The 25,511-nt window shown below is 74.1% G+C and carries 26 protein-coding genes; 13 read left to right on the plus strand and 13 right to left on the minus strand.

Features of this window, described 5'->3' with window-relative positions; translation table 11 throughout:
• Positions 1-9: 9 nt before the first annotated feature.
• Positions 10-324, plus strand: a complete 315-nt coding sequence (locus tag AB0B58_RS16055; RefSeq protein WP_360223874.1) for a hypothetical protein — start codon at positions 10-12, stop codon at positions 322-324.
• 124 nt (positions 325-448) lie between these two features.
• On the plus strand, positions 449-1,087 hold the full coding sequence (locus AB0B58_RS16060; RefSeq protein WP_360224227.1) for a LysE family translocator: 639 nt from the start codon (positions 449-451) through the stop codon (positions 1,085-1,087).
• 5 nt (positions 1,088-1,092) lie between these two features.
• Here AB0B58_RS16060 and AB0B58_RS16065 read toward each other — a convergent pair whose 3' ends face one another.
• Entirely contained in the window at positions 1,093-1,959 is an 867-nt protein-coding gene (locus tag AB0B58_RS16065; protein ID WP_360223876.1) for an SDR family NAD(P)-dependent oxidoreductase, read from the minus strand.
• 205 nt (positions 1,960-2,164) lie between these two features.
• Here AB0B58_RS16065 and AB0B58_RS16070 point away from each other — a divergent pair, with 205 nt between their 5' ends.
• Positions 2,165-3,001, plus strand: coding sequence for an alpha/beta fold hydrolase (locus AB0B58_RS16070; protein WP_360223878.1), 837 nt, complete (start codon positions 2,165-2,167; stop codon positions 2,999-3,001).
• Between the two features lie 6 nt (positions 3,002-3,007).
• Here AB0B58_RS16070 and AB0B58_RS16075 read toward each other — a convergent pair whose 3' ends face one another.
• Genes AB0B58_RS16075 through AB0B58_RS16090 form a run of 4 tightly spaced genes read right to left on the minus strand, consistent with a single transcriptional unit; the run spans position 3,008 to position 6,204 of the window.
• The gene (locus AB0B58_RS16075; RefSeq protein ID WP_360223880.1) at positions 3,008-3,634 is read right to left on the minus strand and encodes a response regulator transcription factor; all 627 of its coding nucleotides are present in this window, start codon (positions 3,632-3,634) and stop codon (positions 3,008-3,010) included.
• Entirely contained in the window at positions 3,631-4,860 is a 1,230-nt protein-coding gene (locus tag AB0B58_RS16080; RefSeq protein WP_360223882.1) for a histidine kinase, read from the minus strand. Before AB0B58_RS16080 ends, AB0B58_RS16075 begins: the two co-directional genes overlap by 4 nt.
• A gap of 10 nt (positions 4,861-4,870) precedes the next feature.
• Positions 4,871-5,299, minus strand: coding sequence for an ABA4-like family protein (locus tag AB0B58_RS16085; protein WP_360223884.1), 429 nt, complete (start codon positions 5,297-5,299; stop codon positions 4,871-4,873).
• Positions 5,296-6,204, minus strand: a complete 909-nt coding sequence (locus tag AB0B58_RS16090) for a hypothetical protein (protein WP_360223886.1) — start codon at positions 6,202-6,204, stop codon at positions 5,296-5,298. The genes AB0B58_RS16085 and AB0B58_RS16090 overlap by 4 nt, the downstream gene beginning before the upstream one ends.
• 167 nt (positions 6,205-6,371) lie before the next feature.
• Here AB0B58_RS16090 and AB0B58_RS16095 point away from each other — a divergent pair, with 167 nt between their 5' ends.
• The 4 genes from AB0B58_RS16095 (at position 6,372) to AB0B58_RS16110 (ending at position 10,954) form a co-directional block, all read left to right on the plus strand.
• A complete protein-coding gene (locus AB0B58_RS16095) occupies positions 6,372-6,944 on the plus strand; it encodes an NTP transferase domain-containing protein (RefSeq protein WP_360223888.1) in 573 nt (190 codons plus the stop codon).
• A complete protein-coding gene (locus AB0B58_RS16100; RefSeq protein ID WP_360223890.1) occupies positions 6,937-8,037 on the plus strand; it encodes an XdhC/CoxI family protein in 1,101 nt (366 codons plus the stop codon). Before AB0B58_RS16095 ends, AB0B58_RS16100 begins: the two co-directional genes overlap by 8 nt.
• A gap of 75 nt (positions 8,038-8,112) precedes the next feature.
• On the plus strand, positions 8,113-9,156 hold the full coding sequence (locus AB0B58_RS16105) for a MoxR family ATPase (protein ID WP_360224229.1): 1,044 nt from the start codon (positions 8,113-8,115) through the stop codon (positions 9,154-9,156).
• A gap of 1 nt (position 9,157) precedes the next feature.
• Positions 9,158-10,954, plus strand: coding sequence for a DUF2201 family putative metallopeptidase (locus AB0B58_RS16110; RefSeq protein WP_360223892.1), 1,797 nt, complete (start codon positions 9,158-9,160; stop codon positions 10,952-10,954).
• 33 nt (positions 10,955-10,987) lie between these two features.
• Here AB0B58_RS16110 and AB0B58_RS16115 read toward each other — a convergent pair whose 3' ends face one another.
• The gene (locus AB0B58_RS16115) at positions 10,988-11,662 is read right to left on the minus strand and encodes an HAD family hydrolase (protein WP_360223894.1); all 675 of its coding nucleotides are present in this window, start codon (positions 11,660-11,662) and stop codon (positions 10,988-10,990) included.
• Between the two features lie 48 nt (positions 11,663-11,710).
• Between AB0B58_RS16115 and AB0B58_RS16120 the strand changes: the two genes are divergently transcribed.
• Positions 11,711-12,583, plus strand: a complete 873-nt coding sequence (locus tag AB0B58_RS16120; protein WP_360223896.1) for a pyridoxal-phosphate dependent enzyme — start codon at positions 11,711-11,713, stop codon at positions 12,581-12,583.
• A 3-nt stretch (positions 12,584-12,586) separates the two neighbouring features.
• On the opposite strand, the gene AB0B58_RS16125 is transcribed toward AB0B58_RS16120, so the two are convergent.
• The 3 genes from AB0B58_RS16125 to AB0B58_RS16135 are packed head-to-tail and all read right to left on the minus strand — an operon-like array spanning position 12,587 to position 14,780.
• The gene (locus tag AB0B58_RS16125) at positions 12,587-13,525 is read right to left on the minus strand and encodes a sugar kinase (RefSeq protein WP_360223898.1); all 939 of its coding nucleotides are present in this window, start codon (positions 13,523-13,525) and stop codon (positions 12,587-12,589) included.
• Positions 13,522-14,151, minus strand: coding sequence for a bifunctional 4-hydroxy-2-oxoglutarate aldolase/2-dehydro-3-deoxy-phosphogluconate aldolase (locus AB0B58_RS16130; RefSeq protein ID WP_360223900.1), 630 nt, complete (start codon positions 14,149-14,151; stop codon positions 13,522-13,524). The genes AB0B58_RS16125 and AB0B58_RS16130 overlap by 4 nt, the downstream gene beginning before the upstream one ends.
• Positions 14,152-14,210: 59 nt before the next feature.
• Positions 14,211-14,780: a hypothetical protein gene (locus tag AB0B58_RS16135; RefSeq protein WP_360223902.1), complete on the minus strand. Its 570-nt coding sequence runs from the start codon at positions 14,778-14,780 to the stop codon at positions 14,211-14,213.
• Positions 14,781-14,919: 139 nt separating this feature from the next.
• Here AB0B58_RS16135 and AB0B58_RS16140 point away from each other — a divergent pair, with 139 nt between their 5' ends.
• Positions 14,920-15,828: an NADP-dependent oxidoreductase gene (locus AB0B58_RS16140; protein ID WP_360223904.1), complete on the plus strand. Its 909-nt coding sequence runs from the start codon at positions 14,920-14,922 to the stop codon at positions 15,826-15,828.
• Between the two features lie 9 nt (positions 15,829-15,837).
• On the opposite strand, the gene AB0B58_RS16145 is transcribed toward AB0B58_RS16140, so the two are convergent.
• The gene (locus AB0B58_RS16145) at positions 15,838-18,168 is read right to left on the minus strand and encodes an EAL domain-containing protein (RefSeq protein WP_360223906.1); all 2,331 of its coding nucleotides are present in this window, start codon (positions 18,166-18,168) and stop codon (positions 15,838-15,840) included.
• 174 nt (positions 18,169-18,342) lie between these two features.
• Between AB0B58_RS16145 and AB0B58_RS16150 the strand changes: the two genes are divergently transcribed.
• The gene (locus AB0B58_RS16150; RefSeq protein WP_360223908.1) at positions 18,343-20,406 is read left to right on the plus strand and encodes an N-acetylmuramoyl-L-alanine amidase; all 2,064 of its coding nucleotides are present in this window, start codon (positions 18,343-18,345) and stop codon (positions 20,404-20,406) included.
• On the opposite strand, the gene AB0B58_RS16155 is transcribed toward AB0B58_RS16150, so the two are convergent.
• The gene (locus tag AB0B58_RS16155) at positions 20,394-21,002 is read right to left on the minus strand and encodes a hypothetical protein (RefSeq protein ID WP_360223910.1); all 609 of its coding nucleotides are present in this window, start codon (positions 21,000-21,002) and stop codon (positions 20,394-20,396) included. The two genes, AB0B58_RS16150 and AB0B58_RS16155, sit on opposite strands and share 13 nt — an antisense overlap.
• A 158-nt stretch (positions 21,003-21,160) precedes the next feature.
• On the opposite strand from AB0B58_RS16155, the gene AB0B58_RS16160 reads away from it, so the two are divergent.
• From AB0B58_RS16160 to AB0B58_RS16170, 3 genes are all read left to right on the plus strand, one after another.
• Positions 21,161-21,415 (plus strand): DUF5999 family protein, encoded by a 255-nt coding sequence (locus AB0B58_RS16160; protein ID WP_360223912.1) that lies wholly within the window; start codon positions 21,161-21,163, stop codon positions 21,413-21,415.
• Between the two features lie 9 nt (positions 21,416-21,424).
• On the plus strand, positions 21,425-23,806 hold the full coding sequence (locus AB0B58_RS16165; protein WP_360223914.1) for a LuxR C-terminal-related transcriptional regulator: 2,382 nt from the start codon (positions 21,425-21,427) through the stop codon (positions 23,804-23,806).
• Positions 23,807-23,883: 77 nt separating this feature from the next.
• The gene (locus AB0B58_RS16170) at positions 23,884-24,249 is read left to right on the plus strand and encodes a VOC family protein (RefSeq protein WP_360223916.1); all 366 of its coding nucleotides are present in this window, start codon (positions 23,884-23,886) and stop codon (positions 24,247-24,249) included.
• Positions 24,250-24,348: 99 nt separating this feature from the next.
• Here AB0B58_RS16170 and AB0B58_RS16175 read toward each other — a convergent pair whose 3' ends face one another.
• On the minus strand, positions 24,349-24,831 hold the full coding sequence (locus AB0B58_RS16175; protein ID WP_360223918.1) for a TspO/MBR family protein: 483 nt from the start codon (positions 24,829-24,831) through the stop codon (positions 24,349-24,351).
• A 36-nt stretch (positions 24,832-24,867) separates the two neighbouring features.
• Positions 24,868-25,500 carry a TetR/AcrR family transcriptional regulator gene (locus AB0B58_RS16180; protein WP_360223920.1) on the minus strand — a complete coding sequence of 211 codons (633 nt, stop codon included), beginning with the start codon at positions 25,498-25,500 and terminating at the stop codon, positions 24,868-24,870.
• Between the last annotated feature and the right edge of the window lie 11 nt (positions 25,501-25,511).

Below are 25,511 nucleotides of genomic sequence, written 5' to 3' on the forward strand. Positions count from 1 at the left end.
ATGGTCGATATGGAGATCTTCGTGACGGCCGCCCTGGTTCTGCTGCTGGTGGGTCTGATCCTGCTCGGACTGGCGTCGTCGGCGAACTCGCGCCGGGAGCAGTTGCGGGCGGCCGCCCGGCTGAACGCGATCGAGAACAAGTTGGACGCGGTGGTCGCGCACCTCGGCATCACCATCCGGGAGCGGGAGATGCCGGAGGTCCTCCGGTTGATCCGGGAGGGCAGGCGGATCGAGGCGGTCCGCGCCTACCGGAGCGAGACCGGATCGAGCCTGCTCGACGCGAAGAACGCGGTCGACGCGATGGCGGCGCGCTCCGGGCATTGAGCCGCCCGCCCGGGGCGGCGCGGTCGGCGGGAACCGGCCGCCGCCCGGGCGTCCGGCCCGCCGGCAGACCACGGTCCCGGTATTGGCTCTGGCCCGGCGCCGGGCCGGCGTCGAGGGTGGGCGGGTGATCACTCTCGCCTCACTGCTCGGCGTCACCGCCGTCGCGCTCGGCATGGTGCTGACGCCGGGCCCGAACATGATGTACCTCGTCTCACGCAGCATCACCCAGGGAAGACGGGCGGGCGTCGTCTCGCTCGGCGGTGTCGCGATCGGATTCCTGGTCTACCTGACGGCGGCGAACCTGGGCCTCTCGGTGATCTTCGTGCACGTCCCGGAGGCGTATCAGGCGCTGAAGCTCGCGGGCGCGGCCTACCTGGGCTGGCTGGCGTTCAAGACGCTGCGGCCGGGCGGCGCCTCGGTCTTCGCGCCGGGCGAGCTGCCGGTGGACTCGTCGCGCCGGCTGTTCGCGATGGGGCTGCTCACCAACCTGCTCAACCCCAAGGCCGCGATCATGTACCTGTCGCTGATCCCGCAGTTCGTGCGGCCGGACGAGGGGCACGTGCTGGCACAGGGTTTCATCCTCGGCGGGGTGCAGATCCTGGTGAGCCTGGCGGTCAACCTGCTGATCGTTTCGGCGGCGGGGACGATCGCGGTCTTCCTGGCGCGGCGGCCGGGCTGGCTGCGGATGCAGCGCCTCGTCATGGGTACGGTGCTGGGCGCGCTCGCGGTCCGGCTGGCCACCGAACGCTCCCGGCCGGCCTGATCCGGCTACCTACCGGCCGGGGTTCCGGGCCAGACGAAGTCCGGGTCGCGGAGGTAGTCGTCACGGCGTGCCTCCAGGGCCATCCGCACCATGTCGTGTGCGCCGCTTCCGATGATCTTTCGCAGCGGCGGGTCCGGCTCGTCGAGGAACGCCAGCAGCGCCTCGGCCGCGGCCTCCGGCGGCGCGTCGGCCCAGCCCTGGTCTGCGGCCTCCCCGCCGCCGGGCTCCACGCCGGCGGCCGGGTAGTCCGGCATGCCGAGGATCGCCTCGCGGGTGGCGGTGTACGCCGGATCCGGCGCGGCGAAACGCATGCTCGATCCAGCCCAGTCCGTGGCGAAGCCACCCAGTTGCAGCAGGTGCACGCGTATCCCCAGCGGCGCGACCTCGTCGGCGAGCGCCGCGCTCATCGCCTCCAGCGCCCACTTCGTCGCGTTGTAGGCGCCGAAGAGCGGCAGGTGACCGACCGCGCCCACCGTGGAGACCTGGACGATCCGGCCGGATCCGCGGCGGCGCAGGTGCGGCAGCACGGCCTGGGTCACCCACAGCGCACCGAACAGGTTCACGTCGAACTGCGCCCTGAGCTCCGCCTCGGAGAGCTCCTCGAGCGCCCCGATCAGGCCGTACCCGGCGTTGTTGACGACCAGGTCGGGCACGCCGACCGTCGCGGCCGTCTCGTCGACCACGGCGGCGACCGCCGCGCGGTCGGCGACGTCGAGCCGCCGGACGTGGAGCCGGTCCGGGTGCTCGGCGGCGAGGTCGGCGAGCGCGCCGTCGCGCCGTACCGTGGCCACGACCCGGTCGCCGCGGCGCAGCGCGGCGGTGGTGAACGCCCGCCCGAGCCCGCGCCCGGCGCCGGTGACGAACCACAACATCGCGCTCTCCTCCCCCGGCTCTCGCGCGGCGCGCGAGAGCCCCGACGATGACATACGGCGGTTCGCGCCGCTCGGCTATCGCAAACCCGCCGGAACGGCCGACAGGGAACCGCGGGACGCGATAACGTATAGCCAGCAAGGCCGGGAATCCGCCGCCACGGGTTCCCGGTCTTTTCTCGTGTGCCCGGGTTGGCAGAATGGGCCGATGGAACCTCGCGTGCACCCGGTCCCCTCAACCGACGGCCTGACCCTGACGGTCGAGGAGTACGGCGTTCCCGGGGGGTCCGCCTCGCTGGTGTTCCTGCCGGCGCTGGGGGTACCCGTGGCCTACTACCGGCCGCTGTTCGAGGCCTGGGTCGCCCGGGGACGGCACGTCGTCGGGGTCGAGCTGCGCGGCATGCCGGGCAGCCCCGTCTCCGACCTGCGGCGCGACTCGTTCGGCTACGCGCACCTGCTCCGCGAGGACCTGCCCGCGATCTTCACGGATCCCGCGGTCGCCGCCGCGGACCGGGTCGTGCTGGTGGGCCACAGCCTGGGCGGTCAGCTCGCGCTCCTGTCGGGCGCCGCCGGCACGGTACGCGCGGACGCCGTCGTCGCCCTCGCCACCGGTACGAGCTCCGGCGCCGCCCACCGCAGCAGGCTGGGCCGGGCCCGCCGCGCCGCCGGGGTCCGCTTCGTCGGCGCCGTCACCTGCTCGCTGGGCTACTGGCCGGGGCACCGCCTGGGCTTCGGCGGCCGCCAGCCGCGCACGCTGATGAACGACTGGGGCTACGAGGCCCGGACCGGGCGGTACCGGCTCCGCGGCGACCGCACGGACTACGAGGCCGCGCTGAGCAGCCTCGCCGTCCCGGCCCTGCTCGTCGCGATCGCCGGCGACCGGATGATTCCCGGTGCGGCCGTCGACCACCTCGCGGGGCGGCTGCCGGCGCACGTTGGCCGGGCGACGATCGAGGCCGTGCCGGATCACTTCCTCTGGGCCCGCCGCACGCCGGAGAAGGTGGTCACCGGCGTCGAGGACTGGCTGGCGACCCAGCGGCTCTGAACACCGTCAGGCGCGGCGGGCGAAAAGCGCCAGCCGGACCCGGTTCGGGCTGCCGGTCTTCGTCATCAGGCTGGTGATGTGGGTCTTGACCGTGGTCACTCCGATGTGGAGGCTGTCGGCGATCTCCGTGTTCGACATCCCCTCGGCCACCAGCTCCAGGACGTCGCGCTCCCGGGCGGTGAGCCCGGACACCGGCCTCGGCGGCTCGACCCGCGCCGCCACCGCCCGCCGCACCAGCCGCTGCAACACCTCCTGGCTGAACGGGCTGTCGCCGGACGCGGCCCGGCGGATCCCGTCGAGCAGTTCGGGTGGCGGCGCGTCCTTGAGCAGGAAGCCGCACGCGCCCGCGGTCAGCGCCGGGTAGAGGTGGTCGTCGTCGCCGAACGTGGTCAGCACGAGGACGCGGGAGCCGGGCCGTTCGGCGAGGATCCGGCCGGTCGCCGTGATCCCGTCGACGCCTGGCATCCGCAGATCCATGACGATGACGTCGGGGGCGAGGCGCGCGGCCAGCGCGACGGCGTCGCGGCCGTTGCCGGCCTCGCCGACGACGGTCAGGTCGGCCTCGGCGTCGCAGAGCATCCGCAGCCCGGCGCGGATCAACGGCTGGTCGTCGACCAGCAGGATCCGGATCACGCCGCACCCGCTGAGGGCAGCGGCGGGGACGGTGAACCGGCGGCGGGGTGCGGATCCGGCTGCGGATGTACCGCCGGAAGGACGGTCTCGACCCGCCAGCCCCCGGCCGCGGGCCCGGCGGTGAGCCGGCCGCCGAGGACCTCGACCCGCTCGCGCATGCCCGTGAGGCCGTGGCCGCCGCCGGACGGCAGGCCCGGCGACACCCCGCCGCCGTCGTCCGACACCGACCAGATCACGTCACCGTCGACGACCGTGGCGCGCAGCCGGGCGCGGGCCGCCGTACCCGCGTGCTTCGCCACGTTCGTCAGCGCCTCCTGGGTCAGCCGGAGCACCGCCAGCCCGCGTACGGAGTCCACGGTGCCGACCTCCGCGGCGACCGAGACGTCCACCGTCAGCCCCGCCCGCCGGGCCGTCTCCACCGCCGCCGCCAGCGCCTCCGGGAGCGCGCCGGGCTCGATCGCCGTGAGGGCCGCGTCCGTGCGTACCGAGGGGTCGCGCAGCACCGCGACCAGCCGGCGCAGGTCCGCCAGGGCCGCGGTGCCCGTGCCGTGCACGTCGTCGAAGACCTCGGCGACCCGCGGGTCGACGTCCGGCAGGACGTGCCGGGCGACGCCGACCCGCAGCACCATCGAGGCGACGTGGTGCGCGACCACGTCGTGCAGCTCCCGGGCGATGGCGGTGCGCTCGTCCGCGCGGGCCGCCCGGGACTCCGACTCGCGCCGGCGCTGCTCCTCGAGCGCCCGTTCCTGTGCCTGTACGGCGAGCTCACGGGTCGTCCGGATGACCAGCCCCAGCAGCACCGGCACCCCGACCACGATGAAGAGGCCGAAGATCGGTGCGGAGATCGGGGAGGGCTCCCTGCCGAGGGTGAAGGCCAGGTAGACCGCCGCGACGAGGCCGGCGCCCGACCACAGGATCCGCGGGCGGGGTGCCCACATCGCGAGTTCGAGCAGGGCCCAGCTGGTGCCCACCTGGTTGATCATCGTGTCGTCGACGAGCCGGAAGGCGACCACCAGCAGCGCGGCCTGCGCGACCAGGCTGAGAACGCGCCGCCGGTGCAGGACCAGTGCGAGCACGAACGCGATGACGGCCAGTACCCACTGGGTCGTGGTCGGCTCGCGGCCCGCGTGGGTCCCGAAGAGCAGGTAGCTGATGCCGCTGAGATCGAGCAGCAGCATCCGCACGAACGTGTCGCGCGCGTCGAAGAGCCGGCCCACCCATCCCACGCCGCCCACCCTAGGCGCTCCCGGTGACCGGGTAGCGGGTGCGGACCAGCAGATAGGCCAGCAGACCCAGGGGGCCGAGCAGAATCGTCAGGAGCAGCACCGGCGACATGACCAGCGCCGGGACGCCTCGTTCCCGGCCGTCCAGCCAGGACCAACGGCCGACGAAGAGGTCGAACGCGATCATGTGTGCCCAGGCGGCCGCCGCGCCGTCGGCGGTGCCGAGCAGGTCGCGGATGCCGCCGAGGGTCGGCGAGGCGACCGCCGGGAGCACCTCGCCGAGTGCCGGGACCACCAGCAGGGCGTAGATCATCACGGCGGGGAGCACGATCAGCGGCGAGGCGACGATCCGCCGGGTCCACGACCAGCCCGGCAGCAGGATCATCAGCACCCAGAACGGCGCCGCGACCGTGAACGTCAGGCCGAACAGCGCCCCGCTCACGCCGCGAGCTCCAGGTCCGGCCGGCGGCGGAGGGCAAGAACGGCGCCCGTCGCCCCGGCGGCGGCCGCGGCCAGCAGCGCCCAGGCCGTGAGGGTGAGCGCGTCCGGTTGCAGCAGCGGCTGACCGCGCAGCGCCTGCCAGGTCAGGAGCACGGTCAGGATCGCGTACGCGAACCCGCCGACGGCCAGCAGCCGGATCCGGGTCGCCTGGTCGAGCCGGGTGCCGAGCAGCAGGGCGAGCAGCGGCAGCGCCTGCAGCGCGTGCAGCCCGACGAAGTGGCCGATCCGCAGGTCGCCGCCGGTCGTGCTCCAGCCGACCAGCGGCAGTCCCGGGCCGCCGTCGGCCACGCCGACGCTGTGCGCGCCCGAGACCCCGTCGACGCCGGGCGGCGCCTGGCCCGGCATGACCATCGGAATCGCCGCCAGCATGCCGACCAGTGACAGGCCGAGACCCCAGCGGACGGCGTGCGCCGACACCCGGTCGGCGAGCCGGCCGCGGGCGATCACGACGCCGAGCACGAGGTGCGCGATGAACAGGATCAGGATCGAGGTGCCCATGACCTGGAACAGGGCCGAGTTCAGCGCGGTGGACTCGTTGTAGTGGCTGGTCGTGCCGCGCACCACCTGGGTGACGATCACGACGATCTCGGCGACCGACGTCGCCAGGATCACGGTGGCCGCGAGTTCGGCGATCCGGCTCCGGCGCGGCAGCAGGGAGAGCATCCACGCGAGGGTGGCGGCGTAGACGACGAACGACACCGCGAACTTGAAGGGCTTGAGCCAGATCGGGGCGCCGGTGAGCACCCGGGGGTCGGTGAAGACGCCGATACCGGCGATCACCGCGAGGACGGCCATCGCGGCGGTGAAGACCATCAGCGGGCGGTGCCAGCGCAGGACGTTTGTCATGCCCTCGATGCTCTCGGCGCCGGGAGGGCGTTTCGCCCGACCGCGGGCCCGTCCGGCGGCCGCCGGTCGGAGCCCGTCTCCTACCCGGGTAGGAGGGCGGCGCGTGGCGATCCGGATAGGACGTTCGGGCGCTGAACCGCGGCTCCTTCCGGCGATACGCTCCGGGTATGGAGATCGCCGGGCTGGTGCTGGCCGCCGGCGCCGGTCGGCGGTACGGGATGCCGAAAGCGCTGGTGGCGTACCGGGGCGGCCTGCTCGTGCGCCGCGCGGCGGGCGTGCTGAGCGATGCCGGAGTCGCCCGCGGCCTGGTGGTCGTCGGCGCGGAGGCCGCGCGGATCCGCGCGGCCGCGCCCGAATTGACCTATGTCGAGAATCCGGACTGGGCGACCGGGATGGCCTCGTCGCTGCGCGCGGGCCTGGCGGCGCTGGCCGCGACGACGGCCGGCGCGGCCGTGATCCTGCTGGTCGACATGCCCGGCGTCACCCCCGCGGCGGTACGCGCGACGACGGCCGGCGCCGGCCCGGATTCGCTGGTCATGGGCGGGTACCACGGGCGCCGCTCGCATCCGGTGGTGCTCGGCCGCGACCACTGGGCCGGCGTCGCCGCGAGCGCGACCGGCGACCACGGCGCCCGCGACTACCTGCGCGCTCACCGCGATCGGGTGCGGGTGGTGCCCGTCGGCCACCTCGCCGACGACGCCGATCTCGACGTGCCGCAGGGGGCGGCGAACCATGCGTGACGTCCTCGACGAGCTGCTGCGCGCCTGGCGCGCGGGCGAGGAGGCCGGCCTCGCCACGGTGACGGCGACCTGGTCCAGCGCGCCCCGGCAGCCGGGCGCGGCCATGTTCGTCGGCGTCGACGGCACGGCGACCGGCAGCGTCTCCGGCGGCTGCGTCGAGGGCGCGGTCTACGAGTTGTGCCGCGAGGTCGCCGCCGCCGGAGTCCCGCGGACGACGCGGTTCGGCGTCACCGACGACGACGCGTTCGAGGTCGGCCTGCCCTGCGGCGGGACGATCGAGTTGTTCGTCGAGCGGGCGGGCTTCCCCGAGTTGCCGCTGCTCGCCGACGAGGTCGCCGCCGGCCGGCCGGTGGCCCTGCTGACCTGTGTGGATGGTCCGCCGGGGAGGGTCGGCCAGCACCTGGTCGTCACGCCGGACGGCCGGCACGGTTCGCTCGGCGGCGACCGGATCGACGACGCGGCGACCGACGACGGCCGGGGCCTGCTCGCCGCCGGCCGCACCGGGTTGCTGCACTACGGGCCGGACGGCCAGCGGCGCGGCGCCGGGCTGAGCGTGCTGGTCACGGCGTTCGCCCCGGCGGCTCGAATGCTCGTCTTCGGCGCCACCGACCACGCCGCCGCGGTAGCCCGGATCGGCTCGTTCCTCGGTTACCGGGTGACGGTCTGCGACGCCCGGCCGGTCTTCGCCACCGCCCGGCGCTTCCCGGAGGCGGACGAGGTCGTCGTGGACTGGCCGCACCGCTATCTCGCCGCCGAGTCCGGTGCCGGGCGCCTCGACGACCGGACGGTGGTGTGCGTGCTGACCCACGATCCGAAGTTCGACGTGCCGGTGCTGGAGGTCGCCCTGCCGCTGCCGCTCGCGTACGTGGGTGCGATGGGTTCCCGGCGTACCCACGACGACCGGCTCAAGCGGCTGAGGGAGACCGGCCTGACCGCAGGCCAGATCGCCCGGCTGTCCTCGCCGATCGGCCTCGATCTGGGCGGGCGCACGCCCGAGGAGACGGCGGTCAGCGTCGCCGCGGAGATCGTCGCGGCGCGCTGGAACGGCAGCGGCGGCCGGCTTTCCGGCACCTCCGGGCCGATACACACCTGACGACATTGATCATTATTCGGATGCGGCCGGGCAGCTGAGCGGGGCACACTCTCCGGCGTGCACTCCGCCGTCACCGTGACCCCCGCCCAGCTGCCCGGCCTGCTACTGCACGTAGCGGTCGTGCGGCCGGTCTTCGTGTGGGGAGCGCCGGGGATCGGCAAGAGCTCGCTGGTGCGCGACTTCGCCGCGTCGCTGGGGCTGGACTGCGTCACGCTGGTCGGCACCCAGCTCGCCGCCGAGGACCTGATCGGCGTGCCCGAACTGCGCGACGGCCGCAGCCGCTTCGCGCCGCCGGAGTCGATCGCCCGGGATGAGCCGTACTGCCTGTTCCTGGACGAGCTCAACTCGTCGAGCCCCGAGGTGCAGAAGGCGTTCTACTCGCTGATCCTGGACCGCCGGATCGGCGCCTACGAGCTCCCGGCCGGCTCGATCGTGATCGGCGCGGGCAACCGGTCCAGCGACAACGCGCTCGCCCGGCCGATGGCGTCCGCGCTGGTCAACCGGCTGATCCACGTACACCTGCGTGCGTCGCACACCGACTGGCTGAACTGGGCGCTCGGCGCCGGCATCCACCCGTGGATCCTGAGCTACCTGAGCGAGCGCCCCGACCACCTGTGGGCCGCGCCGCCGAAGACCGAGGAGGCCTTCTCCACGCCGCGCAGCTGGCACATGCTCTCCGACGCCCTGCACTCGTTCGGCGCCGATCCGGCCGAGGAGACGCTGCGGCTGCTCGCGGCGGGCACGCTGAGCCCGGCACACGCCGCGGCGTTCTGCGGCTACCTGAAGATCGTCCGGCACCGGTACGGCCTGGAGGCGATCCTGCGCGGCGACGCCGGCTGGCCCAAGGCGCCCGACGACCGCGACCTGCTGTACTTCCTCGCCGAGACGTTCCGGGTCCGGCTGGTCAAGGAGCTGCCGGCCGAGAAGGAGAAGGCGCCGCCGGCGGTGCGCCGTTTCGCGCACCGGGCCAAGAGCCTGCTCGTCGAGCTCTCGGAGATCTCGCTGGAGTGCGGCCAGCTGGTCATCGCCGCCGACCCGGACGGCGCGCCCGTACTGCCGGCGTGGTTCCTGGTCGAGGTCAGCCGCGACCTGCCCCGCCTGGTCGCGGGGCGGGCCTGAGATGGTCCGCCGGGCGAAGGCGCCGGAGCTGGACCCGAACACGCTCGCCTTCGACTCCGCCTGGCGCGGGCTCCGGTTCCACCCGATGTTCCAGCTGCTCACCGAGCGGTCGTGGCCGCGCCCGAGCGCCGGCGCGACGCTGACCGACGGCTCCGGGATCGGCTATGCCCGGGTAGCGACCGATGGCACGATCGTCGCCAGCCGGGCGCACCGGCTCGATGTCGACGAGTGGACCTGGGTGCTCGCGCACTGCCTGCTGCACCTCGGCTTCGGTCACCTGGACCCGCGGCACGGCAACGACCCGGTGTTCCAGGACGTGGCGTGCCTCGTGGTCACCCGGTTCCAGCGCGCGGTGAAGATCGGCACGGAGCCGGCGGTGTTCCCGGCGACGCTGCCCGACGGCGACGAGGATGTCCTGTTGCGACGGTGGCGCCGCGACGGGGTACCCGCCGAGTTCACCGGCTGCGGTGCCGGCCGGCCCGACCTGCTCACCCAGGCGACCGCGTACGAGAAGGGTCACGAACCGCAGTGGCCCGACCGGTTCGCCCTCGGGCTCTCCGCCGCCGCGGCCGCCGCCGTGGACGTGGCCGGCGGGGCGCGCTCGTCGCTCACCGACCCGGCCGCGCCCCGTTCCGTCTGGGACCGGGCGCTGAGCTGGTTCGTCGGCTCGTACCCGCTGCTCGGCGCGCTGGCCGCGCGTTTCACGCTGGTCGCCGACGCCGACCTGGCCCGGGGCTGGGACATCTCGGTCGCGGCGGTCTCGGCCGAGGCCGGCGAGATCTACGTCAACCCGTTGCGGGACCTGAACGAGGCGCAGTGGCGGTTCGTGCTCGCCCACGAGATGCTGCACGCCGCCCTGCGGCACGCCGACCGGGTCGGGCCGCGCGAGCCGTACCTGTGGAACGTCGCCTGCGACTACGTGATCAACGGCTGGCTCGTCGAGATGGGCGTCGGCGAGATTCCCGACGGGTTGCTCTACGACCCGCAACTGGCGGGCGCGTCGGCCGAGGACGTCTACGACCGGATCGCCAAGGACCTGCGCCGGCTGCGCAGGCTCGCCACGCTACGCGGCAGGGGTCTCGGCGACATGCTCGGCGAGCCGCTGCCCTGGCACGGGCCGCGTTCCGGCGGCGTCGACCTGGACGACTACTACCGGCGCGCGCTGCTGACCGGGTACGCGTACCACCAGCGCGACGGGCGCGGCCTGCTGCCCAGCGGGCTGGTCGAGGAGATCAGGGTGCTGGAGCAGCCGCCGCCGCCCTGGGACGTGCGGCTGGCGCGCTGGTTCGACGAGCACGTGCCGGTTCCCGAACGGCGGCGCACCTACGCGCGGCCGTCGCGCCGCCAGGCCGCCGCGCCGGACATCCCGCGCCCCGGCTGGCACCTGCCCGAGGAAGCGGTACGGCGCAGCACGTTCGGGGTCGTGCTGGACACCTCCGGCTCGATGAGTCACGAGTCGATGGGCAAGGCGCTGGGCGCTATCGCGTCCTACGCGACCGCCCGGGACGTGCCCGCGGCCCGGGTGGTGTTCTGCGACGCGGTGGCCTACGACGCCGGCTATCTGCGGGTCGACGACATCGCCGGACGGGTACGGGTACACGGACGCGGCGGCACCGTGCTCCAGCCGGGAATCAACCTGCTGGAACGGGCGGCGGACTTCCCGCCGGCCGGCCCGATCCTGGTGATCACCGACGGGGAGTGCGACGTGCTGCGGATCCGCCGGGCACACGCCTTCCTGATGCCGCACGCCGCCCGCCTGCCGTTCACCCCGCGCGGCCCGGTCTTCCACCTGCGCTGAGCCCACCCCGCGGCGGAGACCCCGGCAGCCGCCTCAACCGAGCAGCCCGCCCAGCTCGTCGAGGGACGCCATGCGGTGCGCCTCGCCGGCCGGGCCACGGCCGAGGCGGTCCAGGTGAACCGCGCGCAGGCCGGCCGCGCGGGCGCCGAGCACGTCGAGGGCGTGATTGTCGCCGACGCTGAGCACCTCGCCCGGCGCGAGACCCCAGCGCGCGCAGGCCCGGCGGAACGCGTCCGGATCCGGCTTGGCCACGCCGAGGTCGTCCACCGTGAAGATCGGACCGACCCGGCCGCCCAGCCCGGTCGCCTCGATCTTGCGGCGCTGCTGTACCCGGGTGCCGTTGGTCAGCACGGCGGCGCCGAGCCCGGCGGCCGCGATCGTCGCCAGGGCGCCGGGCACGTCGTCGTAGGCCCGCCATTCGCGCTCGTAGTGTTTCAGGTACCCGGCGAAGACCTCGTCCAGTTCGGCGTCGGCGCCGCCCGTACCCAGGAAGTCGCGGAGCCGGCGGCGACGCTGCTCGGCGAAGCTGATCCGGCCGGCGCGCCACGCGGCAAGATGGGGTTCCTGCACTGTGGTCCATCGCGCGACGGCGTCGTCCGTCGGCGCCAGGCCGATGGACGGCAGCCAGGTTCGCAGGGCGGCGGCGGCAGCGCTCTCGTGGTCGACAAGCGTGCCGTCGAGGTCCAGCAGCACACCTCGTAATTTCACGTACGGATCTTAGGTCCGTGCCGCCGGGACGGTCTTAAACTCGGCGTCGTGGATGTGACGCCGATCTCACTGGGCACCTGGCCGACGCCGCTCGAACCGGCGCCGCGGCTCGCGACGGCCCTGGCGCTGGACGAACTCTGGATCAAGAGGGACGACCTGACCGGCCTCGGCGGCGGCGGCAACAAGGTGCGCAAGCTGCAGTACACGTGCGCGCAGGCGCTCAAGGCGGGCGCGACCACGCTGGTCACCACGGGCGCGGCGCAGTCGAACCACGCCCGGCTCACGGCCGCCGCGGCGGCCCGGCTCGGCCTGCGCTGCGTGCTCGTGCTGGGCGGGCACCCGCCCGCGGCGGCCCGCGGCAACCTGATCCTGGACCACCTGGCCGGAGCCAGGATCGTGTGGGCGGGTGACGTGCCGATCGCGGAGGCGGTCGCCGCGCAGGAGGGCTTCGTGATCCCGTTCGGCGGCACGTCGGCGTTCTCGGCGCTCGGCTACGTCGACTGCGCCCGCGAGCTGGCGGTGCAGCTGCCCGACCTCAGCACGGTGGTGGTCGCGGTCGGCTCGGGCGGCACGATGGCCGGGCTGGTCGCGGTGCTCGGGCCGGGCCGGGTGTTCGGTGTGGACACCGGCGCGCTGCCCGACGCGCGGGCGACGGTCGCGGGGCTGCTCGACGGCATGGGCGTGCCGGTACCGGCCGAGGAGCTGCAGATCGACGGCACGCACGTCGGCGCCGGCTACGCGACGCTGACCGACCCGGTGCGGGCCGCGCTCGAACTCGCCGCGCGCACCGAGGGCCTGTTCCTCGATCCGACCTACACGGGCCGGGCCCTGGCCGGGCTGCGCGCGAACCCGCCGGACGGCAAGGTCGTGTTCCTGCACACCGGCGGCCTGCCCGGCCTCTTCGGTCACCCCGCGATCTGACCCCTAACGGGCCACGTTGTCCGTCGCCGAGAGCAGCGACGCCAGGTCCGCGCGCGTGGGCAGCCCCTCGCAGTCGCCCGGGACAGTCACCGCGAACGCACCGGCGGCGATCGCCGTGCCGAGGCGCTCGGCCGGCGCCGCACCGGCGAGCCGCTCCGCGAGATAGCCCGCGACGAAGGCGTCACCCGCCCCGACCGGGTCGACCACCGTCACGTCCAGGGCCTTCACCGCGTGGCGCTCCCCCGCGATCAGCGCCGTGCACCCCCGCGCCCCGTCCTTGATCACGACCTCGGCCGGCCCCAGCTCGGCCAGGCGCTCGGCCGGCGGCCCGCCCGGGCCGAGCACCAGCTCCGCCTCGTCGGGCCCGGCGAAGACCACGTTCGCCCGCGCGACGAGGTCGCGCAGCACCGGCGCCGCGTCGTAGCTGGACCACAGCTTGCTCCGGTAGTTGACGTCGACGGACACCGTCACGCCGGCCGCCCGGGCGGTCTCCACCGCGTGGAACACCGTCGCGCGGGCCGTGTCGCTCAGCGCCGGGGTGATGCCCGTGACGTGCAGGATGGCGGCCGCCCGCACGACGCCGGGCGGCACGTCCGCCGGGACCAGGCGCGAGCCGGCGCTGCCGGCCCGGTGGTAGTCGACGTGCAGCAGGCCGCCCGTCCGGCGGTGCTTCACCATCAGGCCGGTGAACGAGGAGTCGCGGATGACGGCCCCGCGCACGCCCTCGCCCCGCAGCCGGCGCTCGATCAGGTCGCCCGTCGCGTCGCGGCCGACCCGGCCGATCCAGGCGGCGCTGCCGCCGAGGCGGGCGACGCCGATCGCCACGTTGCTCTCCGCACCGCCGATGCCGAAGGCGAAGCCGCGTGCGTACTCGAGCGGGCCGATGCCGTCCGCCGCGACCAGGCCCATCGTCTCGCCGAGGGTGACCAGGCCGCCGCTCATGAGCGGGCGAACGCGACCGCGTCGGCCGCGTGGCGCGCACGCGCCGCGAGCCGCTTCAGGCTGCCGCCGGCGACGGCGTCGCCGATCAGCGGGCCGCCGAGGCCGACCGCCGAGGCGCCGGCGGTGAGCCAGTTCGCGATGTCGGCGATCTCGATGCCGCCGGTCGGCATGATGCGCACGCCGGGCAGCGGGCCGTGCAGGTCCCTGATGAAGCGGGGGCCGACCGTGGCCGCCGGGAAGAGCTTCACCAGCGGCGCTCCGGCGCGGCTCGCGTTGAAGATCTCGGTCGGGGTGAAGGCGCCCGGATAGACCGGCACCTCGAAGCCGTCGAGCGCCCTGACGTGCACGGGCGAGACGAGGAAGGCCGCGCCCGCGTCCACGCCGGCCTTGGCGTCGTCGAGGGTGAGCACCGTGCCCGCGCCCACCGCCACGCTGTCGGGAAGCTGGCGGCGCAGGCCCGCGATGGCCTCGAGGGAGCCGCGCGACGTGAGGGTCACCTCCAGCGCCGTGATGCCCGCCTCGACGAGCACGTCGCCGATCGCCGCGAAGGCGTCGGCGGTGGGCGCTCGCAGCACGGCGACGACGCCGCTGCGACAGATCACGTCAGTGACCGAGATATCCGACATGAACGCCTCCCCGGATGTGCCCCCGCCGACGCCGTTCAGTGTCCATCAAGGCGCCGGGATCATCCAGAGACCCGGGACTCCTCGGCCGCGGAGCTCCGCCGGATGTAGGACCCGAGACCCCGCCTCGGCGCCTCGACCAGCGGCGCGGGCGGGGTCGCCTTGATCTCCAGCTCCTCGCGGACCGCGGCCTCGAACTCCTGCATCACCAGCGGCACGTGGCCCAGCATCTCGCGCACCGACTTGCCCGGGTCGACGCCCGGCGGCGGCGTGGGCCGCGAGGCGTACAGCCGCTCGATCAGCAGGTGCACCGCGAGGGCGGCGCTGCGTACCTGCCCCGAGGCCAGCAACCGCACCTGCATGAGTGCGGGGCCGACGGCGTCGAGGTACGCGAACGGACCCGGCGGGGGCTGGTCGCCGTCGTACGCGGCGCGCAGCCGGTAGGTGGCCCGCTCGAACTCGGTCATCAGCGCGACGTACGCCTCCTTGCGCTCGGCGTACCAGCGTTTGGTCCGTTTGGCGCGGCTGCGCGCGTAGCTGTCGCGGGCCGACACGAGGAGCGTCACACCGGCCCCGAACAGGGCAGACACGGCTGCGACGAGGGGAAGCCCCCACCACGGGATCTCAGACACCCGCCAACGGTAGCGATGCCCGGCACGGCGGGAACGGCGGAGGGTCAGATCGTGACCTGGCGTCGGCCGGGCGCGCCCGGCGGGCCGGCGCCACCGCGGTGCTTGACCTCAACCCGGCTTCAGCTTGCAGAGTCGCCGCATGAGAGCAGCGGTATTCGATCGGTACGGCCCACCCGAGGTGTTGCGCATCGCCGACCTGCCGGATCCGGAGCCCGGCCCCGGTCAGGTCCTCGTCCGGGTACGGGCCGCAGGCGTGCAGCCCTTCGACGTCGCCGTACGCCAGGGGTGGATCAAGCGAGGACCGGCGCACTTCCCGCACCAGGTCGGCCAGGAGTATTCGGGGGTGGTCGAACTGCTCGGCGAGGGCGTCACGGGCCTGGCGGTCGGCGATCCGGTGCTCGGCTCGACCATGATGGCCGGCCAGGCGACCCACGTGGTGGTTCCGGCGTCGGACGTCGTGGCCAAGCCGCCGGAGCTGGACTTCCCGACCGCCGCCGCGCTGGTGGCGGCCGCGCAGACCGCGTCGGGGTCGCTGCTCGACCTCGGGGTCACGGCCGGCGACGTGCTGCTGGTGCACGCGGCCGCGGGTTCGGTCGGCACGGTCGCGGTGCAACTCGCCCGGCTGGCCGGCGCCACGGTGATCGGCACGGCGAGCCCCGCCAACCACGATTACCTGCGCCGGCTGGGTGCGCTCCCGGTGGCGTACGGGGACGGGGTGGTCGAGGCGGTCCGGGCGGTCGCGGGTGGACCGGTGACCGTCGCGCTGGACGCCGCCGGGCGCGGCGCCGTCGCCGCGTCGGTGGAGCTCGGCGTTCCCCGCGACCGGATCGGCACGATCGTCGACGACAAGGCGGCCGCCGAGTTCGGCACCCGGGTGGTGCGGCTGGGCCGCTCACCCGCCCGGCTCGCGGAGGTGGTCGCGCTCGCCGCGCGGGGCATGGTCACCATGCCGGTACGGTCGTACCCGCTGGCGGAGGCGGCCGAGGCGCACGCGGTCGTCGAGGCCGGCCACGGCCGCGGCAAGGTGGTGCTGATCGTGGAACCCTGAGCGGGAGCCTCAGGCCGTGACCTGGGGGCGGATCCAGGGCTCGAGGTTCTCCGGCAGGTCGGCCTTGCCGTAGAGCCAGCCCTGCGCCAGGTCGCAGCCCTGCTCGCGCAGCCAGTCGCGCTGGAGCTCGGTCTCGACGCCCTCGGCCACGACGCGCAGGTTCATCGCCCGGGTCATGGCGAGCACGGCACGCACGATCGGCTCGTTGGAGCCGTGCTCGCCGACCCGGCCGACGAACGACCGGTCGATCTTGACAATGCCGACGGGCAGCCGGTTCAGGTAGCTCAGCGAGGAGTAGCCCGTACCGAAGTCGTCGATGCACAGGGTGACGCCGAGGGCGCGCAGCTCGTTGAGGGTCTTCAGCGCGGTCTCGATGTCCTCCATGACGCCGGACTCGGTGATCTCCAGCCACAGCTGGTCCGGGCCGAGCCCGGTGTCGGACAGCACGCCGTGCACGATGTCCACGATGGCGCGGTCGCGCAGCTGCCGGACCGAGACGTTGACGGAGACGTGCAGCCGCCGGGCGCCGGGGCCGCGCTGCGCGGTCCAGACGGCGAGCTGGGCCGCGGCCTCGCGCAGCAGCCAGGCTCCACTCTCCACGATCAGGCCGGTCTCCTCGGCCACCGGGATGAAGTCGACCGGAGAGACCGCGCCGAGCGTGGGGTGGTTCCAGCGCATCAGCGCCTCGAAGCCGTCGATCTGGCCGGTGGTCAGGTCCACGATGGGCTGGAAGTGCACCGCGAGCTCGCCCCGCGGCAGGGCCCGGCGCAGCGCCTGCTCCAGGTTCATCCGGTCCCGGACCTCTTCGCGCAGCGACGTGTCGAACAGCGCGTACGCGTTGCGCCCGTTGTCCTTGGCCTTGTACATCGCGGTGTCGGCGTCCCGGATCAGCTCGAGGGCCCGGGCGCCGCCGTGCGCCTTCGCGACGCCGATGGACGCGGAGATCACGACGTTGCCGACGGACAGCTCGAAGGGCCGGGCGAACTCGGCGAGCACGCGGTCGGCGAGCGACTCCGCCAGGGCCGAGTGCGACGGGCTGGCCAGCGCGATGACGAACTCGTCGCCGCCGATCCGGCAGACCAGGTCCTCGCCGCGGATCTGCGTGCTGAGCCGGCCGGCGACCTCGCAGAGCAGCTCGTCGCCGACCTGGTGGCCCCAGTGGTCGTTGACCATCTTGAACCGGTCGAGGTCGATGAAGAGCAGGCTGATCTCCTGCTGGTCGTCCGCGGCCCGTTCGCCCCAGCTCGCGATCGTCTCGGCGAGCAGTTCCCGGTTCGGCAGGTCGGTGAGGGCGTCGTGGGTGGCCCGGCGGCGGGTGGCCCGCTCGGCGCGCGCCCGCGAGTTGTTGGAGCGCACCACCCGGGCGAAGACGGCCAGGATCAGCAGGGAGCAGAGGCCGGCGCTGACGATGCTGTTCAGCAGCGAGGTGACCGGACGCATCGTGGTGATGATGGTCGGTACGACAACCATCAGCGCGATCAGCACGGTCCTGACCTTGCTGAGGTCCTTGACGACGATCTGCTGCGGCTCGGTCAGGGTACGCATCGACGGGTGCAGCCCGGCGGCACCGACCAGCAGGAAGGTGGCCATGAACAGCACGTCGATGGCGTGCTGCGGCACGTCGGCGAGCCCGCCGTCGCGCAGCATGAAGATGAAGTCGCCGCTGAACATGGTGCCCGCGGCCAGGATGAGCAGCCACAGCGACGGCTGGCGGGCGCCGCCGGAGAGCGCGAGCTGCGCCGCGAGCACGAGCAGCACGACGTCGATGACGGGGAAGAACGAGTTGGCGACGCGCAGCGGGGTCAGATCGGTCTGCGACATCGACGGCACGATGAGGTAGGTCCAGCACATGAACGCCGCGGCCAGGCCGACGAGCAGAGCGTCGACGCGGGCCGGGTCGTCGTCCGCGGCGCGGCGGCGGCGCAGCAGGTCGGCGAAGCCGTAGCCCATCAGGACGTAGCCGGGCAGCACGAAGGCGTCGGGGATGAGCGCCATCGAGGTCGGCGGGGAGGCGCCGGCGCCGGGCACGACCGCCCGGATGACGATGCCGACCAGGAAGAGCGTCGCGGCGCCGAGCAGCAGCCGCCACGGCCGGCGGTGTGCGGGCAGGGCGACGCGCCGGACGGCGTAGATCGTCGCACCGAGGCCGGCGAGGATGGCGAGCAGCATCAGCGGGGCCCGCAGCCACTCCGGGCCGATCGCGGCCGTGGTGATGGCGGCGACGCACGCGGCCATGTAGGACCAGGCGGGTTTAGCGCTGCGCCGGGGCAGCGTCGTGCGCGCGGAGGACAGCGCATCGGGGTCGCCGCCCGCTCGTAGGGACGCCAGCACAGAGTTCACGCCATACCATTTCGGCAGCCCGACGCGCAATCGGAACAGTTCACCCTGACGGATTCGTGACCGGCATCACGGAACAGGCAACCCGGCACATTGCGGACCCGTTCGATTCATCCTGGTCTGGCCCGGTCCGATGCCTTCGCGGGGGGAAACGTGGAGAAGACGCACAGACGAGTCATGGCCACGATGCTCGGCACCGCCGTCGCGCTGAGCGGCGCGACGGCGGTGGCCGCGAGCGGGGGCGGCGCGGCCGCCGTGCGGGAGGCGGCGGCGGATCAGCATCGCCGGGCACCCGCCCGGCCGACGCTCGAGACGATCGAGCTGGCGCCGCCGGCCGGCCGGGCCCTCCCGGCGCCCGGCGCCCGGGCGGTGCCGCCGCGCGGCACCGGGCGGTTCAGCCTGGTCGGGGCGACCTGGAGCGATCCGCGCGCCGTGCTCGACGGGGCGGTCGAAGTACGCACCCGGCGGGTCGCCGACGGGGTGTGGACCGGGTGGCAGCCACTGGAGGCCGACGGCGCATCCCCCGCCGAGCCCGGTTCAAGGGACGCGGCCGTGGCCCGGGGCAGCACCGATCCGCTCTGGGTCGGCGACTCCGACGGCGTCGAGGCCCGGGTCGCCGCGGGCTCCGGCCGCACCGGGCCGCTGCCGGCGGGGCTGCGGCTCGACCTGATCAACCCCGGCGATCCGCCGGCCTCGGCGCCGCCGCCGGCTCCGGAGCCGCAGGGCACCGCGCGCGCCGCCGTCCCGCCGAGGCCCGCGCCGAGGCTGGTGAGCCGGGCCGGCTGGGGTGCGGACGAGTCCATCGTGAAGGGCGAGCCGGAGTACTCGACGGACGTGCAGGTCCTCTTCGTGCACCACACGGCCGGCACCAACGACTACAGCTGCTCCCAGTCGGCCGCGATCATCCGCGGCATCGAGACGTACCACGTCAAGAGCAACCACTGGGACGACATCGGCTACAACTTCCTGGTCGACAAGTGCGGCACCCTCTTCGAGGGGCGCAGGGGCGGGGTGGCCCGGCCGGTGCTCGGCGCGCACACCCTCGGCTTCAACTCGCGCAGCAGCGCGATCGCGGTGCTCGGCAACTACTCCGGGCGCCGGGTGCCGGCCCGGGTCAAGCGGGTGATCGCGCAGGTCGCGTCGTACAAGATCGGGGCGTACGGGAACACGCCGGCCGGCCGGGTCGCCATGATCTCCAGCGGCAGCGACCGGTACGGCCGGGGCACCCGGGCGATGCTGAACCGGATCTCCGGGCACCGCGACACGGGCCGGACCGAGTGCCCCGGCGACACCCTGTACGCCCAGCTCGGGTCGATCCGCAGCATCGCGGCGGCCGGGCCGAGGAACCTCGCGGTGGCCAAGCTGAACGGCGCGACCAGGATCGGCGGCACCTGGTACACGCGCGGCACGGTCCGGCCGTTCTGGCGCACCGGAACGCCCAGCTCGCTGTTGTACCGCTTCGACGTCCAGGTCGACGGCGCGGTGACCGCGTCGGCGCCCGGCGCGCACCGCAGCGAGCTGCTGCGGGTCCCGGCCGGGCGGCACAGCCTGCGGATCCGCGCGGTGGCGCTGAACGGCCGCATGGCGAGCGTCAGCGTGCCGATCGTGTCCGACCGCACGCTGCCCGAATTCACCGGCGGGCCGAGCGTGCTGCTGCGCACCGGCTCGCTGGACGGAATCGTGCCGGTGCGGCTGCGCTGGTCCGCTTCGGACGCCGGCGGGTTGCGCCGCGTCACGCTGACCCGCCCGGTCACCGCCGGCCTCGGCACCGGCGCGACGACGTGGGCCGGCACGGTGCGACCCGGCGTGGAGACCACCTACGGCCTGCGCGCGACGGACCGGGCGGGCAACGTGCGGTCGGTGGCCGTCGCCCGTACGCCGGTGATCGTCGCGGAGGCCCGGGCCGAACGGACCGGGGCCTGGCGGGCGCTGGGCGGCCGCGCCTACCTGGGCGGCAGCGCCCTGCGCAGCACGGCCGCGAACTCGTCGCTGAGCTGGTCCTTCACCGGCCGGTCGGCGTCGCTCGCGGTGTCACGCACGGCGGCCTCGGGCCGGGTGCAGGTCTTCGTTGACGGCCGCCCGGCCGGGATGATCGATCTGCGCTCGCCGCGGACGCTGAACCGGCGGGCGGTGTGGACCCGGTCGTGGAACGACAGCGAGCGGCACACCGTGAAGATCAGGGTGGAGGGCACCGGGGGCCGGCCGGGCGTCATCGCCGACGGGCTGGTCTACCTGCGGTAGTCCTCGTCCGGGTCGTGCCGGCCGGCCAGCTGCCGGTCGAGCACGACCCGCAGGGAGCGCATGGCGAAGTAGAGCCGCGACTTGAGCTCCTCGACGGGCACCGCGCGGGCGGCGGCGGCCTCCTCCAGCGAGACGCCGCGGTAGAAGAGTTCGACGAGGATCTCCCGGTGCGACGCCGCGAGGTCCTCCATGGCCGCGACGATCGTCGTGGCGGACCTCGGGCCCCGGTCGGGCACGACGACGCGGGGCCTGTCGTCGTGCCCGGCCGGGGCGAACCGCTCACCGTCGCGCAGCACCGTGCGGGCGGTCAGCACGAGCCACGGACGTACCGCCGACGCACGCTGGGGGTAGCGGGACGGATCCTGAGCGGCGCGGTAGAAGGTCTCCTTGAGCACACCGCGGGCGGCCACCTCGTCGCCTCCGGTCAGCCGGCGAACATACGCGGCCAGTTCCTCCCGGTGCGGCTCCACCAGGGCCTCGAACGCCGCCTCGGCGCGGGCCAGCGCGTACCGCTCGGCGGCGCTGCCCGGCGTCGGGGAGAACAGGTCGGAGTGCAGCGGCGGTCGGCTCGGCCGGTCGGCCGCGTGGCGGCCCATGGGCGCCCCTCTCTGTCGATCGGCGTCCATGGTGATCCACCGAACCGCCGCCGGACACGGGAGAAGTACCCGCGAGCGGCTATTCGGGTACGGCTCGGGTAGTTCCCCGGTGTCTCACGCACCCACCGCGACGAACTCTTGGTCGCAGGAGGACCTACATGCTGTGCGTGCACGTGCCGCCCTGTCCCGGGGCCGGCCAGACCGACCACCACGCCGCCCGGGTGGTAGCCACCCATCCTGAGCAGGGCTGGAGCCTGCTCTGCAACGGCGTGGTGACCTTCGACGACAACGGTGAGCTGCTGCCGGACGGCCGGGCGATCGCCCCGCGGGTGGGTGCCGGGCTCGCCCTCGTCGGCCGACTCGATGCATCGTTGGGCATCCGGGAGCCCACTTTCGGAGGTCACAACCACTAACGTGCTCCTATGAGCGCCGCCACAACCTCGCGCGGTTTCCTCGGCAACCTGCCCGCCGAGGTCACCAGCTTCGTCGGCCGGCGGCACGAGATGACCGGCGTCCGGCGGATGCTCTCCACCAGCCGCCTGGTCACGCTGACCGGCGCCGGCGGCGTCGGCAAGACCCGGCTGGGCATCCGCGTCGGGCGGGAGATGCGGCGCGCGTTCAACGACGGCGTCTGGCTGGTCGAGCTGGCCGAGCTGCGCGACCCGGACCTGGTCGCGGTCACCGTCGCCGAGGCGCTCGGCATTCGCGAGGAGTCGGTCAGCCCGGACGCGCCGGGCCTGGCCACCTTCCTCGCCGGCCGGCAGGCGCTGCTGATTCTCGACAACTGCGAGCACCTCGTCGGCGCCTGCGCGGATCTCGCCGAGACCCTGCTGCGCGCCTGCCCCGACCTGCGGATCCTGGTCACGAGCCGGCAGGCGCTGCGGATCTCGGGCGAGGCCACGCTGACCGTGCAGCCGCTGTCGGTGCCGGAGGCCGACGTCGCCTGCACGCCGGCCGACCTGTCCCGCTACGAGTCGGCCAGCCTGCTGGTCGAGCGCGCGACGGCGGTGCTGCCCGGCTTCGCGGTCACGGACGCGAACTGCGCGACGATCACCGCGCTCTGCCAGGCGCTGGAGGGCATGCCGCTGGCGATCGAGCTGGCCGTCGCCCGGCTGCGGGTACTGTCGCTGCACCAGATCCTGGAGCGCCTGACGGACCGGTACCGCCTGCTCACCGCGGGCGCCCGCAACGCGCCGGCGCGGCAGCAGACGCTGCGCGCGCTGATCGACTGGAGCTGGGACCTCTGCTCCGAACAGGAACGCCTGCTCTGGTCCCGGCTGTCGGTCTTCTCGGGCGGCCTCGAACTGGACGCGGCCGAGCAGGTCTGCACGGACGAGACGCTGTCCGCGGAGGAGATCCTGGACCTGATCGCCTCCCTGGTGGACAAGTCCGTCATCTCCCGCATCGGCGACGGCCCCCGGGCCCGCTACCGGATGCTCGAGGTGGTCCGCGAGTACGGCGCCGCCCGGCTGGCCGACGCCGGGGAACAGCACGCGGTCGCTCGCCTGCACCGCGACTGGTTCGCCGAGCTGGCCGCGTACGGTGACGCGCACTGGGCGAGCCCCGACCAGGCGGCGCTGATGCTGCGGCTGCGCCACGAGCAGGCGAACCTGCGGGTGGCGCTGGAGTTCGCGGTCACCGAGGGCCCGCCCGAGACGGCCCTGCGCTTCGCCGCCGACCTGCAGAACCACTGGTTCGTCCGGGGCTTCCTCTCCGAGGGCCGGCACTGGCTCGACCGTGCCCTGGCGATGCCGGCGCCGCGGCACTGGACGCGGGTGAAGGCGCTGCGGGTGGCGTCGTGGATCGCCTGCGTGCAGGGCGACCGGTCGCGGGCCGAGGCGCTGCTGGCCGACGCCCGGGCGCTTGTCGACGCCCTGCCGCCGTCGCCGGAGGCGGCGTTCATCCCGCTGGTCGAGGGCAACGTCGCGATGTTCGGCGGAGACCACGCCCGGGCGCTGCCGCTGTTCGAGCAGGCGCTGACCGCCTTCCGTGACCTGGGCGCGCTCAGCGGCCAGATGTGGACGCTCGCGGTGCTCGGGCTGGCCCGGGGTCTGGCGACCGACGACCCGGCCAAGGGTTACCCGGACCTGATGGCCTGCCGGGACCTGGCGGCGGCGAACGGCGAGGTGTGGTGGCGCTCGTTCGCGCTGTGGGCGCTGAGCGTGCTGCGCTGGCGTGCCGGCGACTCGGCGGGTGCGGCCGAGGCGGCGAAGGAGAGCCTCGAGGTCGGCAAGCTCGTCGAGGACGAGCAGTTCGGCATGGGCCTGGCGCTGGAGGCGCTGGGCTGGGCGGCCGGCAGCGAACGCCGGGACCAGCACGCGGCGCAGTTGCTGGGCGCCTCGGAGCGGGTGTGGCGGGCGATGCAGGCGTCGCTGTCCTCGTTCCGCAGCCTGCGCGACTTCCACGACGAGTCGACGCACGAGATCCGCGGCCGGCTCGGCGACCGGGCGTTCGACGCGGCGTTCCGGCGCGGCGCGGAGCTGACCACGGCCGAGGCGGTGGCGCTGGCCCTGGACCGGACGGGCCGCGCCGCCGCTGACGCGGCGGTGGTGCCGGCGCCGCGCGCCGAGACTCCCGCGCCGCCGCCGGCCTCCGACGCGCGCCTGGCCGACCTCGGGCTCACCCCCCGCGAGCGCGAGGTGATCGCGCTGATCGCGGAGGGCCTGAGCAACCGCGAGATCGCGGCCCGGCTGGTGGTGGCGCAGCGCACGGCGGAGGGCCACGTGGAGAACATCCTGAGCAAGCTGAGCTTCACGTCCCGGGCCCAGGTGGCGGGCTGGCTGGCGGCCCGGCGGGATACCTGACAGGAGGTGTCAGTCTCCTGCGGCAGGATCGGGATGCGGGCGGCGATCGGCGCCGCCCACCGGCGAAAGGTTCTGCCATGCCCGGTTTCGCGTCCCTCGCAATGATCAACCTGGACGCCGAGGACCCCGCGGCCCTGGCGACGTTCTACTCGCAGGTGCTGGGCTGGGACGTCCTGCACAGCGGGGCGGAGTACGCCATGATCGGCGACGGTTCGATGAGCATCGGCTTCGGTAAGGTGCCCGGCTACTCGGCGCCGGGCTGGCCGGAGGAGACAGCCCCGAAGCGCTACCACCTGGACTTGTACGTCGACGACCTGGACAAGGCCGAAGAGCAGGCGGTGGCCCTCGGCGCGACCAGGCCGGCGGAGCAGCCGACTCCGGAGCGCTGGCGGGTCCTGCTCGACCCGGCCGGCCACCCCTTCGACCTCTGCCTGCGCTCCTGACCCACCGCCGAACGGGCCCGCCGCCATGGCGGGCCCCGCGGGCGGAGGTCGTACTCAGCGGGATCACAGGAGCCGCCCGCGACGATGTCGGGCGTGGCGTTAGTTGGCGTGCCAGATGGCGGCGTTCAGGGCGGCGGCGAAGGTGACCCAGGCCCAGTACGGCACCAGCAGCCACGCGGCGGTCCGCGAGACCGGGCGGAACAGGTAAATCGTCGCGCCGATCAGCACCCAGAGCACGACGATGTCGACGAGCGCCAGCCCGTACCGCCCGAAGCCGAAGAAGATCGGCGTCCAGGCGGCGTTGACCGCGAGCTGCGCCGCGTACGCGTTGAGCGCCGGGGTCCAGCCCGCGCGGCGCCACACCAGCCAGCCGGCGACGGCGATCATCGCGTACAGGATGGTCCAGACCGGGCCGAACAACCACGACGGCGGCGCCCACGGCGGCTGTTCGAGGCTCTGATACTCGCCCGCCGTGCCCGCGACCCCGAGGCCGCCGATCAGCGCGGCGACAGCGGTGGCGACCGCGAACGGGATCAGGCCCCACCAGGAGGCTCCGCCGCGGGGCAGGACGTGACCGGTCATGGCCGACTGGTACCCACCACGCCGGTCGGCCTAACCTCACGGCCGGCCGCCGACCAGACCGGCGATCATCCGGGCCGCGATTGCCTCGAAGCTCGGCGGCGGGGCCGTCGCGCCCTCGCTCATCACCCTGGCGAGCTGCGGATACGCCCCACTCGCGACCGCCACCCGCAGCCGCGCGACGTGCTCCTGCACCCGCTGCGAGTCGGTGACCCCGGCTCGCGCCTGCGCCAGTTCGTTGCTCACGTAGCTGGCCACGAAGCCGGTGAGCAGCGCCAGGATCTCCATCTTCGCCGGGCCGGGCAGGCCGGTGCGCTCGAGCGCGACCAGCCCGCGTTCCAGGTAGCCGAGCATGTTGGGGCCGCCGAGCTGCCGGTTCGGCAGGGCGGCGGGCATCCACGGGTGCCGCAGCATCAGCGCGCGTTGCCAGCGCACCAGGCCCAGCAGATCGTCGCCGCCGAGCGCCTGGTCGAACTCGCCGACCTGCTCGACCATCAGGTCGAGCAGCTCCTCCTTGTCCCGGACGTACGTGTAGAGCGACATCACCCCCGCCCCGAGCTCGGCCGCCAGCCGCCGCATCGTGAGCGCGTCCAGGCCCTCGGCGTCGGCGACGGCGATGGCGGCCGCGACGACCTGCGGCCTGGTGTGCGCGGGCGGGCGGCCTCTGGGCACGGGCTCCTCCG

Origin of the sequence: Actinoplanes sp. NPDC049118 (genome assembly GCF_040648555.1) — a bacterium.
GTDB lineage: Bacteria > Actinomycetota > Actinomycetes > Mycobacteriales > Micromonosporaceae > Actinoplanes.